The 12,066-nt window shown below is 59.5% G+C and carries 11 protein-coding genes; 1 reads left to right on the top strand and 10 read right to left on the bottom strand.

Going from position 1 to position 12,066, the window contains the following annotated elements:
• Window positions 1–44 precede the first annotated feature (44 nt).
• The 3 genes from GGE33_RS18765 to GGE33_RS18755 all read right to left on the bottom strand — a co-directional run bounded on the left by GGE33_RS18765 (window position 45) and on the right by GGE33_RS18755 (window position 3,511).
• Complete coding sequence (locus GGE33_RS18765; protein WP_183826464.1) at window positions 45–1,640, bottom strand: ABC transporter substrate-binding protein; 1,596 nt, start codon at window positions 1,638–1,640, stop codon at window positions 45–47.
• 88 nt (window positions 1,641–1,728) lie between these two features.
• Entirely contained in the window at window positions 1,729–2,358 is a 630-nt protein-coding gene (locus GGE33_RS18760; protein WP_183826460.1) for an SGNH/GDSL hydrolase family protein, read from the bottom strand.
• 4 nt (window positions 2,359–2,362) lie between these two features.
• A complete protein-coding gene (locus GGE33_RS18755) occupies window positions 2,363–3,511 on the bottom strand; it encodes a mandelate racemase family protein (RefSeq protein WP_183826457.1) in 1,149 nt (382 codons plus the stop codon).
• Between the two features lie 233 nt (window positions 3,512–3,744).
• Here GGE33_RS18755 and kduI point away from each other — a divergent pair, with 233 nt between their 5' ends.
• On the top strand, window positions 3,745–4,569 hold the full coding sequence (kduI, locus tag GGE33_RS18750) for a 5-dehydro-4-deoxy-D-glucuronate isomerase (RefSeq protein ID WP_183826784.1): 825 nt from the start codon (window positions 3,745–3,747) through the stop codon (window positions 4,567–4,569).
• A 261-nt stretch (window positions 4,570–4,830) separates the two neighbouring features.
• Here the strand turns inward: kduI and GGE33_RS18745 are convergent, their stop codons facing one another.
• The 7 genes from GGE33_RS18745 to GGE33_RS18715 all read right to left on the bottom strand — a co-directional run bounded on the left by GGE33_RS18745 (window position 4,831) and on the right by GGE33_RS18715 (window position 11,991).
• A complete protein-coding gene (locus GGE33_RS18745; RefSeq protein WP_183826454.1) occupies window positions 4,831–5,700 on the bottom strand; it encodes a D-psicose 3-epimerase in 870 nt (289 codons plus the stop codon).
• A 112-nt stretch (window positions 5,701–5,812) separates the two neighbouring features.
• Entirely contained in the window at window positions 5,813–6,502 is a 690-nt protein-coding gene (locus GGE33_RS18740; protein WP_343062531.1) for a nucleoside triphosphate hydrolase, read from the bottom strand.
• Between the two features lie 21 nt (window positions 6,503–6,523).
• Entirely contained in the window at window positions 6,524–7,390 is an 867-nt protein-coding gene (locus GGE33_RS18735) for a sugar phosphate isomerase/epimerase family protein (RefSeq protein ID WP_183826448.1), read from the bottom strand.
• A gap of 1 nt (window position 7,391) precedes the next feature.
• Window positions 7,392–8,387 carry an ABC transporter permease gene (locus tag GGE33_RS18730; protein ID WP_148146825.1) on the bottom strand — a complete coding sequence of 332 codons (996 nt, stop codon included), beginning with the start codon at window positions 8,385–8,387 and terminating at the stop codon, window positions 7,392–7,394.
• Window positions 8,387–9,415 carry an ABC transporter permease gene (locus GGE33_RS18725; RefSeq protein ID WP_183826443.1) on the bottom strand — a complete coding sequence of 343 codons (1,029 nt, stop codon included), beginning with the start codon at window positions 9,413–9,415 and terminating at the stop codon, window positions 8,387–8,389. Before GGE33_RS18725 ends, GGE33_RS18730 begins: the two co-directional genes overlap by 1 nt.
• Window positions 9,408–10,898, bottom strand: coding sequence for a sugar ABC transporter ATP-binding protein (locus tag GGE33_RS18720; RefSeq protein WP_183826781.1), 1,491 nt, complete (start codon window positions 10,896–10,898; stop codon window positions 9,408–9,410). Before GGE33_RS18720 ends, GGE33_RS18725 begins: the two co-directional genes overlap by 8 nt.
• Window positions 10,899–11,013: 115 nt before the next feature.
• Entirely contained in the window at window positions 11,014–11,991 is a 978-nt protein-coding gene (locus GGE33_RS18715; protein ID WP_183826440.1) for a substrate-binding domain-containing protein, read from the bottom strand.
• Window positions 11,992–12,066 lie beyond the last annotated feature (75 nt).

The following is a 12,066-nucleotide window of genomic DNA, read 5'->3' as shown; positions in this document are numbered from 1 at the left end:
CATGTTGCCATGCGCCTCTTCGTCGAAACAGCTGCCTGGAGGGGTTAGCGCTGTTTCGTGATGCCCTCAAAACGGGAGAGCCAGGGATTGACGATCATGCCGCCGACATCGCTGCGGAATGCGGCGGTATCGACCACTTCCGAGAAGGGCTGGAGAGACATGACGATCTCTTCCATGTAGGCTTGGATGTCTTCATAGGCCTTGGTCTGTTTTGCCGGATCGCGCTCGACAAGCGCGTCGCCGATCATCTTGTTGAGCTTTTCGTCATAGAAGCTCGTACGCCAGCTCTGATAGTTGGTGAGCTTGGCTTCATCCGAATTGTCCGGATTATAGGCAAGTGCGCGCAGGTTGTTGTCCGGGTGAGGCTGCTGGCCGCCGCCGCCGCGGCCGACAAGCAGCTCGAACTTGCGCTCGCGCATCGCGCCATAGATCTGGTCGCCGGAACCGGTGATCAGTTCGGCCTGAATGCCGGCCTGGGCGAGCGTGTTCTGGATGGCGGTCGCCGCCTTCATGAACGGATCTTCCGACAGGACGCGGAGCGTTGTCTTGAAACCGTTCGGATAACCGGCTTCCGCCAGCAGCGCCTTTGCCTTTGCAACGTCGAGCTTGTAGCCCGGATCCGGCAGCGAACCCATGACGCCGGTGCTGATCTGGCGCTGGCGGACCTTGCCGTAATAGGGCATGACGGCCTTGTCGAGACCTTCATAATCGATGAGGTAACGCAGCGCTTCGCGCACCTTCGGCTTGGCAAAACGCTCGTCCTTCATCGACACGCCGAGATAGTAGAAGCCGGAGCCGGGTGTCGACTCGATCTTGATCTTGGCATCGGTTTCCAGCGACTTCAGGTCCGGTGCCTGCAATGAATAGGCGACGTCGATATCACCTTTTTCGAGCATCAGGCGCTGCGACTGCGATTCCGGCAGATGGCGCATCAGCACGCGCTTCATCGCCGGAGCCTCGCCCCAGTAATCGCCGTTGCGGGTGAGGATGATATATTCGTTCGACTTCCACTGGCCGAGCGTGAACGGACCGGAGCCGGCCGAATTCAAGGTCAGCCATCCGGCGCCGAGATCGCCGTCCTTCTCGTTTTCAAGCGCCGTCTTGCTGTCGATGATCGAGCCGGGGCCGTTCTGCGCCAGCACCATCAGCACGAGGTTCGGGTCATCCGGCTGCGGCAGGTTGAGGACGAAGGTCTGTTCGTCTTCGGCGACGAAGAGCTTGTCGGCCGCTTCCGCCTTAAAGCCGCGGGTCTTGAGCAGAGAAGCCTGGGCAAGGTTGCGGGTGAGCAGGCGTTTCAGGCTCCAGACCACGTCATTGGCGGTGACCGGATTGCCGGAGGCGAACGTTGCCTTGCGCAGATGGAAGCGGATCGACATCCGGTCCTCGGAAATCTCCCAGCTTTCCGCGATGCGCGGCTGGATCGAGCGATCCTTGTCGCTCAGGACGACAAGCGTGTCGTAGATATTGTTGAGCACCTGAACAGTCTCGCGGCCGGTAATGGCGGCCGGATCGAGCGTCAGGATGTTGTTCATCGTGGTCGCCACGACAAGCTGGTCTTTCGGCGTTTCCGCCAGAGCGTTGAGAGGCATGGCGCCGAGCAGGAGCGCTCCGACGGCTGCAGTTGCAAAAAAGTGTCGCATGTTTCCTCCGTTTGATGCCGCTTCGCGTGGAATACGGCCCCTCCATGATTTCATTCCTTCGGCCTGTCGCTCTCCCAAGCCAAGCCGATCACCCGAGAATGTCTGCCACCGGGCCCGACAGCGCCCTGCCCAAAGCCTCCGTGTTTGCGATATCCATGTGCACGCCGTCGATCGGCGAAGCGCTTGCGGCACTGCCTGCATCGAAGAAGTCGTGTCCGAGTTCTGCGGCAAGTTTGCGGTAGAGCGGCGCAAGTCTTTGTGATTCCGCAATACTGCGGCCGCCGGCCACCTGGCCGTTGTCGTCCGTCACGCAGGGTGGTGGAGCAACCAGCATCAGCCGCGGACGTGCCGAGCGCGGCTTATAGGGAAAGGTCTCGACGATCTCGGCAAGCCGCCGCATGCCGGAAAACGCCGCCTCGGCGCGGCCACCATGGACCGGCTTCAGGTCATTGGTGCCGAGCATGATCACGACGAGATCGAGCGGCATGTGGACGGCCAGCGCCACCGACAATGCGCGGGCGCCGTTTCGGCAGGCTGGCCCGGTGTGATCGTCATAGCATGTGGTGCGGCCGCCAAGCCCGTCGGACAGGACATCGACCTGAAAGCCGAGTTCGGCTTTCAACACTTCCGGCCAGCGATGCTGACGCGGGTGTCGCAGACCCGTTTTCGGATCCGCTCCCCAGGTCAGGCTGTCGCCGAAGGCCAGAAGTGTTTTCATGATCTCACCTTACCCGGTTGTTTTCAATGAAGGCGAAATCGATGTCTTCACCGAGGCCCGGACGATCGGGAACATGGACGTAACCGTCCCTGTCCATCGGGTCCGAGAGCGACTTGAGATAGTCGTGGCCGTCGTCGTATTCGAGGAAGGGATGAAGCAGGCCGCGCTCATACCAGCGGCAATTCTTCACCGCCGCCACGACATGCAGGTTCATCGCCGTGTTGCCGTGCACCTCGCATTCGATTCCGAAGGATTCGGCCATATGCATCGTCTTCAAGGCCGGCGTGATGCCGCCGACATCGTTGACGCCGGTACGCAGGATGTCGCAAGCGCCGGATTTTACCCACTCGGCACGATGCCAGTGCTTGCCGGCGGCGCTTTCAGGGCCGACGACCGGGATATCCAGATTGTCGGCAAGCCACTTGTAGGAAGACATGGACTGCTCGTCCATCGGCTCCTCGATCCAGTCGAAGCCGAGTTTTTCAAGACCGCGTCCGAGTTCCAGCGCATCGGTGCGCGAATACCAGTGGAAGGCATCGATCATCAGCCGGATATCGGGGCCGACAGCTTCGCGTACAGCGGCGCAGGCCTTGATGTCCATCTTCACATCCGGGGCCCAGCTGACCGGCGGCATCCAGGTATGCAGCTTGATGCCCTTGTAACCGCGCTTTACCAGCGTTTCGGCAAAACGTCCGTAATCTTCCGGCGTTGCGAGGCCGCCCTCGATCTCGTCTCCACACATGATGGAGCCATAGGCGAGCACCTTGTCGCGATAGGCGCCGATTAACTTGTAAACAGGTGTGTTGGTCGCGCGGCCGGCGAGATCCCAGAGCGCGCAATCGACGACGGCAAGGGTGCGATCGGTCAGCTGTGCGGCGGAGCCGCGCTGCCAATGGGCAAGATCCTGCCACAACCTTTCCCGATCCCGGTAATCCTGACCAATCAGGACCTTCTTGACGAATTTCTCGATGACATGTGGGCGAACGATTTCCGGCGCGGTGAAGGAGTGGCCTTCTTGGCCGTCCTCGGTACGAATGGTCAGCATCGCCTGTTCCACCTGATGCGGCGGACCGGGATGCGCGTGACCGGCGCTGTCGGAATGCCGACGAGTGGTCGTGCGGAAGACGCGGACTTCGACGTCGGTGATGATCATAGTTCCTCCCAGAAATATTCTAACTTGCCAGACAGATTTACGCATGTTGTTGACAGCATGTCAAATGCGTTCTGCATATCCGTTGCCTGATCGCCAATTTGATCGTTTCTGGCAGACAGGTGCTGTCACCTCATCTGCTCGGCCACGAAGATGCCTTGACCTGGATGAGGTTGTCGTACAGATATACGCAACACGTAGGATGAGATGGCTGCGGCCAATAGGAGGAGATGTCTATGCTAAAAGTCGAGACAAGGCACGCGGTGCACCCCGCTCAAGCGAAAGCCATGGGCACCGCGGAACTTCGTGCGCATTTCCTTGCCTCGGATATGTTTCGCGAAGGCGAAATCCGGCTGATATATACGCATTACGACCGTTTCATTGTCGGTGGCGCTGTTCCTGCCGGCGGAACGTTGGTGCTCGATAAAGTGGAGGAAACCAAAACCCCTTCTTTACTTGATCGGCGGGAAATGGGCATCGTCAATATCGGTGACACCGGCACGGTAAGCATTGCCAGCGAGAGCTGGGAGCTGCAGCACGGTGACGTGCTTTATATCGGCGCGGGCGCAGGTGCTGTTACCTTCAGCGGTGCAGGGCGTTTCTATATCACTTCTTGCCCGGCACATCGCTCCTGCCCCAACCGATTGATCACCAAGGCAGACAGCAAGGAAGTGAAGCTTGGCGCGTCCGAGACTTCCAACAAGCGGACCATCAACCAGTTCATTCACCCGCTGGTGATGGAAAGCTGCCAGCTCGTTCTTGGATATACGGAACTCGAAGACGGCTCCGTCTGGAACACGATCCCCTCACATATCCATGATCGCCGTATGGAAGCTTACCTCTATTTCGGCATGGAGCCGAAATCCCGGGTCCTGCACCTGATGGGCGAACCGCATGAAACCCGCCACCTCTTTATCGGCAACGAGGAAGGCGCGATTTCTCCGCCGTGGTCCATTCATTCCGGTGCCGGCATCGGCAGCTATACTTTTATCTGGGCGATGGCCGGGGACAATATCGATTACACCGACATGGATTTCATCCAGCCTGAGGATCTTCTCTAGGCATGCGGCCAAACTCGAGGGCCGCAGGGCCCTCGTTTCCAAATGGAACAAGAACCATTCTCTTTCAAAACGAAACCAGTTCGGGTGTGTCGTTGTTTGTCTTGCACCGCAAACGCGCGAGAGAAGTAAAGATTATCGGGCGGCGATCGTTGGTGATCCGTCACCTCATGATTCAACTGATAGACGATGCGAGAGACAGGTCTCTCGCATGCGTTCCAGTCAAACGTAGTCCAGGACTACGACAGGGTAGCGACTGCCTGATCAGCCACCGAGCACAAAGCGGGAGAAAGCGAGCGCATTGCGCGCGTCTTCGTCCATCTTCGCCTCGTCTGCACCATTGGTCAGGTCGCGCCAGACCTTGATGTCTGATCCGATCGTTCCGCCGGTCTTGACGAAGGGTTCCATCACCACGGCGCCGGTGTAGTTGATCTCGCGCAGCGCAAGACCGATCTCATGCCACGGCATTCTGCCGACACCCGGCACGCGACGATTACTTTCGCCCGTGTGGAAATGGCCAAGCAGCGGGCCGGCGGTACGGATGGCTTCGCCAAAGCTGTCTTCCTCGATGTTCATATGGAACGTGTCGAGCATGACCTTGACGTTCGGCTTGCCGACTTCCTTGACGAAGGCCACACCTTCGGCTGCAGTGTTGAGAACGTGGTTCTCAAAGCGGTTGAGCACTTCGATGCACAGGTTGATGCCAAGATTATTGGCGAAGTCGGCGATGCCGTGGATGCCTTCGACGCCGCGGGCACGATCGCCTTCCTTGTCGACCGGTTTCGAATAATCGACCGGCCAGTAGGAATGAAGCGCGCCGCCGATCGTTTTGATGTCGAGCTTGGCGACATTGGTCAGTGTCTGTTCGAAGAATGCCTTGCCGGCCTTGCGCACGTCGGCATCGGGCGACGACAGGTTCTTCGTCTTTGATGGGCCGATACCCGCGGTCAGGATGATACCATTATCCTTGGCGCTCTTATTGATGGCGGCGAGATCCGCATCGCTATATTCGTTGATGTGATGGGCCGCGACTTCGATAATGTCGAAGCCGAGCTTGGCGACCTTTTCGACATAGGGGCCGAATTTGGCGCTCCATTCGTGTTCCCAGTAGGAGTAATAGATGCCGTGTTTCATGGGAGCCTCTCTCAATTTTCAGCTGTCGCTGTCGGGGTTTCGATAAAGCGGCCAAGGGCTTGCCTCATTCGGCATCTCCTCCCTCTGACCAGTGTCGAAGGCAGTTGGAGCGTCATTCCTTTGTCTGACTGCTCCCCGGATTTTTCACGCGAAGGTCGGGCTCACTGCTGTTGGCGATGATCGACAGGCCGTTGGGAAGATCGTTTTCCTCGACCTTCCTGGTGATCTCGGCCTCATCCAGACCAAAGCCGCGCCAGCGATCCTGCAACCTGGTTCGCAGATCGCTCTCATCGACATCGACGAAGACGGTAAAGTCGAAGATCGGCTTCAGACGATCCCAAGGTGACTGGCTGGCGAGCAGGTAATTGCCTTCGCAGACGATGATATCGATGGATTGCGCGATCAGACGACCGCCGGCACGGGCGATTTCAATCGAGCGATCGAAGACCGGCACGGCGATCACGTCATCCTGATTGGCCTTGAGGCGCTCCAGCATATGTCGAAGCCCATGCGCATCGAATGTATCGATAGCGCCCTTGAACGGTCGACGTCCCATGTCTTCCAGCACCACGTCATCATAATGGTAGCCATCCATCGGGAAGAGCGCTGCCGAAATATCGCCCTTGCCGTTCAGCTCATCCACGACCCGTTCGGCGATCGTCGATTTACCCGATCCGGGAGCTCCGGCGATCGCGATCATCACCCGTCGGCCTTTCTCCTGGCCGAAGCGATGGTGGGCTTGTGCGGCGATCTCGCGCGCATTGTCTTCTATCTTGCTCAAGGTGGTCCTCACCACGGTCATTGAAGAAAAGGGCCGGCTGCCTCAAGGGCGGGCGGTCGCTTGGAAAATCCGGTACTGTTCCGCTTTGTTACGCAGGAATGACAGGCCATTGTTGAGCACTTCGTCAACATCACGGGCGACGGGGCGCCAGGTCGAGATATCGCCCGGCATCACAGCCTGCATTGTCACGAAGCTTTCAAGCGTCAGCAGGCCCTTGAAGCCGATCGCCGCGAGCGCACCAAACAGTTCATCCCAGGCGATGTTGCCATAACCCGGCGTGCCGCGGTCGCTTTCCGACATATGCATGCATTTCAGATGATCACGCGCGGCGATGATGCCGTTGGCAATGCCCTTTTCCTCCATGTTCATATGGAATGTGTCGAGGTGGACAAAGACGTTGTCGAGGCCGATCCGCTCGACCAACGCGACCGCCTGCTCGGCGGAATTGATCAAGTGGCTCTCATAGCGGTTGACTGCCTCGATGCCGAATTCCAGCCCGAGCGCCTTGGCATGTTTGGCGGCGGTACCGAGCGCACGGGTCAGGTTGTCGTATTCGCCCTCAGTCGGCGGAAAACCGGTCCGCTCGTTGGTGCCGCCGAAGGTCACACCGGTGAGCGCCTCGGCGCCGATCTCCTTGGCCTTATCAAGGGCTGCCGTCAGATGCTCGATCGCCGCATCAGGGCGAACCGAGGCCCAGGCCCGTTCCGGCAGCACGAGCGAGCAGACGGAACGGAGACGATGCTTTTCGAGCAGCGCACGCGTATGGCCTGTATCGACAGACGCAAGATCGATCAGCGGGATCTCGATATAATCCTGGCCATGCTGGGCAGCACCGGCAATGGCGCGCTCGGCACCGGCATAGTCCCAGACGGTGGACCAGACCATTGCGTGAATACCGAAACCTTGCATGTCAGATCTTCTTTCTACGGGATGCGAAATAGGAGGAAACGATGGTGCGGGCCGCCATCACCACGATCATCAGCACGCCCCAGAGCGCCGTTGCCAGATGCTGGTTGGCGCCCATCAGGTTGAGACCCGAAGACAGAAGCTGCAGCACTACGAGCGCGACAAAGACCGGCAGCACACGGCCAAAGCCGCCGAACGGATTGATGCCGCCGAGAAATGCCGCAAGCACGGTGATCAGCAGATAGGATTCCCCGTGGCCGATACGGACCGAGTTGAAACGGGCAAGCATGATAATGCCGGCGACGGCACACATGACACCCGACAGCGTGTAGACGAGCATGATGATGCGGCGGGTGTTGAGGCCCGAATACTGCCCGGCCTCGACATTGGAGCCGATCATCAGCAGCCCGAAGCCGAGCTTGCTGCGGGTCAGGAGAACCTGCCAGATCCCAACACAGACAATGAAGATCAGAAGCGGGATAGGCAGACCGAAGATCGATCCATGACCGATCGGCTCCATATAGCTCGGGAAGCCCGAGACATCGCCGCCACGCGTCAGGAACTCGCCAAGACCGCGCAGGAAGATCATCATCGACAGGGTGACAAGGATCGGGTGAGCCCGGGTATAGGCGATCGCCGCGCCGGTCATCAGGCCGGCCGCGGCACCGGTTGCCACGGCGGCTGCAACGGCAATCACGAAGGCGCCACCCGACGCATCGACGCCGCCAAAGGCCTGCAGAACGCTTGCGGCGGCAAGGCCGGAGAGATTGGCGGTGAAGGTCACCGACAGATTGATCCCACCGGTCAGGAGAGGCAGCAGCATGGCAAGTGTGAGCAGGCCGAGTTCGGGAAGCTGGAAAGCGACCGAACCAAATGTGCCAAGCGACAGGAAGTTGTCTGCGCCAAGGCCGAAGATGACCATCACCACCACGAAGGCGATGACCGGGCCTGCCATGTCCGCACCGAACGTTTTGTTGAACTTCTGTATCAGCGACGACATCAGTGCGCCTCCCTCTTCTGGGCTTGACCCTTCTGGATATTGCCCTTGGCAAAGAACGGCAGGAGCTTGTCGATCCGCGCGGAGGAGAGCGTTATGGCGACGAGGATGATGGCGCCGACGATCATCTTGAAGGCGAAGGGCGAAACGCCCATCAGGTTGAGACCGTTCTGGGTAATCGACACCATCAGCACGCCAAGCACGCAACCGATGACCGATCCCTTGCCGCCGCCAAGCCGCGCACCGCCGAGAACGGTTGCGGCAAGCACGTCGAGTTCACGGCCGTAAAGTGCGTTCGGCACGACTTCTTCGGCATAATGCGCCTGCATCAATCCGCCGATACCCGCCATCAGGCCAAGCCATCCAAACGAGATGTAATGCATGGCTCCGATATTGATGCCGAAGCGGCGCGCACCTTCCGGATTGTCGCCGAAGGCATAAAGCTGGCGGCCGATCGTGGTGCGGGACATCATGAACCAGGTGGCGACGCAGCAGAGGATCATCACCACGACCGGCAATGTCAGTTCCAGCCAGGAGCCGTCACTCATCTCACGCTCGTAGAAGACGACGCGCGTGGTCAGCCATTCCGGCAGGTCGTAGATCGATACGCCTTTTGTGAAGAACATCAGCAAGCCGAAGAAGATATTGAAGGTCGAGATGGTCGCGACGATCGAGATGATCTGCAGCTTGTAGACAAGCGCCGCGTTGATCAGACCGAGGCCTATGCCGACTGCACCGGCGATGATGAAGCCCTCGGCCCAATTGCCCCCGCCCAGATACGCAATTGCCAGCGCGGTCACATACTGCACCACCGAGGCCGCCACCGCGAATGAGATGTCGATGCCGCCGGAGATCAGCACGACAAGCAGGCCGACCGCGAAAATGATGTTGACGGCCGAGACGTTCAAAACGTCGAAGGCATTGGAGATCGTGAAGAACCTGTCTGTCGCGAACGAAAGCGCGACGCAAAGGACGATCATCACGGCGAACAGCGTGAACTCGGTCGTGTGGCCAAGCATCAACCTACGCATAGACTTTTCCTTCCAGGTCGGTCAGCGACATCTGCCGCGGGTCATAGGTCGCCTTGATCCGGCCTTCGGCCATATGGATGATGCGATCCGCGTTGAAATAGACCTCCGGCGGCTCGTCGGAGATGAGGATGATCGACAGACCGTCGGCAGCAAGCTTGCGGACGATCTCGAAGATGCCTGCGCGGGCGCCGACATCGACACCGACCGTCGGCGCATCGAGGATGAGAATCTTGGGTCCGATCGCGAGCCATTTGGCAATCGCGACGCGCTGCTGGTTACCGCCCGACAGCGTTCGGATTGGATCTTCCGGCTTGCCGATCTTGACGCCGAGCGCGGAAATCCAGTGCGCGACGACATTTTCCTTTTTCGGAGGCGAGATGAGGCCACCCGACAGGATGCGGCCAAGCGAGGCCATGACGAGATTGTCGGCGATCGACTGCGGCTGGTTGAGGCCGAGCGACAGGCGATCCTCCGAAAGATAGGCGACACCCGCACGAATGGCTTCCCGGTTGGAGCCGAAGTGGACCGTCTCTCCATCGAGCACGATCTCGCCGGAATGCGGTTTGCGCATGCCGAAAAGGGTGAGCGCCAGTTCTGTACGGCCGGCACCCAGAAGCCCGGTCACGCCCAGCGTTTCGCCGCGGCGCAGATCGAAGGAAATATTCTCGAATTCGTTGGCACGGGAAAGGTTCTTCACCGACAGAACGACCGGCTGATCGTCGTGATCGGCAGCGATGACGGCGCTATCGAAATTGCGGCCGGTCATCAGCTCTGTCACTCGTGACTGGGTCATGCCTTCGACGGGGAAGACGCCGACCAGCGCGCCATCACGCAGGACGGTCATGCGATCGGAAATCTCCAGCACTTCGGCCAGGCGATGCGAAACGAAGACAACTGCCACGCCGGATGCTGAGAGATTGCGGACGATCTCGATCAGGTAATCGGTTTCGGACTGGGTCAGTGACGCCGTCGGCTCGTCCATGAAGACAAGCCGCGCTTCGCCGACCAGCGCGCGGGCGATGGCGACGATCTGGCGTTGCGCGATCGGCAGCTCCTTCAACGGCAGATGCAGGTCGAGCGAGACGCCGAGGCGGGCAAGCGCCTTTTCGGCGGCCTTCTCCATCGCGCGCTTGTCGACAAGGCCATATTTGCCGCTCACGGCGTATTGGAAGCCGATATTCTCGGCGACGGTCATCTCGCCGAACAGCGCCAGATCCTGCCAGATTACCTGAATGCCGAGCGACTGGGCCATGCTCGGCGTCATCGCCGTGATCGGCTGCCCGTCGAAGAAGAACTCCGCGCCGTCTTCAGGCTTGTAGACACCGGTAATGATCTTGATCAGGGTACTCTTGCCGCAGCCGTTTTCGCCGGCAAGGCAATGCACTTCCCCGGGATTGACCTCGAACGAGACGCCTTTCAGGGCGCGAACGCCGCCGAATGTGATCTTGATGTTCTTGAGGGACAGGAGCGGTTCGGCGCTCATCATGGCAAATCTCTTCGCTCAGCCGCCTTTGTGGGCGGATGCTGTGGACGACGGAATTGTCGAGGATAGGTCGCGCCCGGCATGCCCGGGCGCGACCCGTTGGGCTTGGGGAGGATCAGAGGCCCATGGAAACCAGCTTGTCGATGCTTTCCTTGTCGATCTTCAGCAGCTGATCGACGACGATCGTGTTACCTTCAGGATTGATCTTGCCGAGGCCCGGAATGTCGTCGCCAGCCTTGGGATCCTGACCCTTGGCAATGCGATCGGCAAGCGTGATGAACACTTCCCCAGCCTGTTTGGGGTTCCACATGAACCCGCCTGTCAGCGCACCGGACTTGATCAACTTTGCACCCTGTCCCGGCGAGAACGGACCGATGACGAAGACCTTGCCGTCCTTGCGGCGTTCTTCCACCGCGCGGCCAGCGCCAATCGGTCCCTGCGAACCGAAGGCCAGGAAGCCCTTGAGATCAGCGTTGGCCGACATGAGATCGAGTGCCGTCGAGCGGCTCTTATCCAGATCCTCGGCCACGCCGTAACGATCACCGATGAGTTTCATGTCGGGATAGTTGGCCTTGATGTAGGCGATGGCTCCATCCGCCCAGGCATTGTGCAGCGGCACGGTCAGCGAGCCGACAAACACCGCGTAGGAACCTTTGCCGCCCATCTTTTCGGCAAGCAGCTTGCCATGCGCCTCACCAAAGCCCTTGGCGGATGCAAGTTCGAAATCCCAGGTGGCCCCGGCCTGATTGGGCGATTCATGGGTGATGACCTTGATGCCTGCGTCCTGCGCTTTTTTCAGCACGGGCTCCAGCACCTTCGCGTCGTTCGGGACGACGCCGATGAAGTCAACCTTCTGAGCGATCAAGTCTTCGATGGCGCGCACCTGAAGCGCCGGGTCTGCGCTCGTCGGGCCGACCATGAAGCCCTGGACGCCGAGCTTGGCGCTCTGCTCCTTGATACCGGCTTCCATGGCGTTGAACCACGGAATACCACCGATTTTCACGACGACGCCGACCTTCGGTCCATCGGCAAATGCCGCGGATGAAAGCAGCGCCAGCGACAGGCTGATAGCGGCCGCGATCATTTTCTTCATGGATGTTCCTCCTCCAAAGACACTGCGGCAAGCAGATCCGCGCAACAGCTCTTCCCTGCTGCGCTTTAAAATCTC

It is taken from the genome of Aliirhizobium cellulosilyticum, from assembly GCF_014198105.1.
Taxonomy (GTDB): Bacteria; Pseudomonadota; Alphaproteobacteria; order Rhizobiales; family Rhizobiaceae; genus Neorhizobium; species Neorhizobium cellulosilyticum.
The sequence above is the reverse complement of the archived record's forward strand: the minus strand, read 5'-3'. Positions and strand labels throughout refer to the sequence as shown.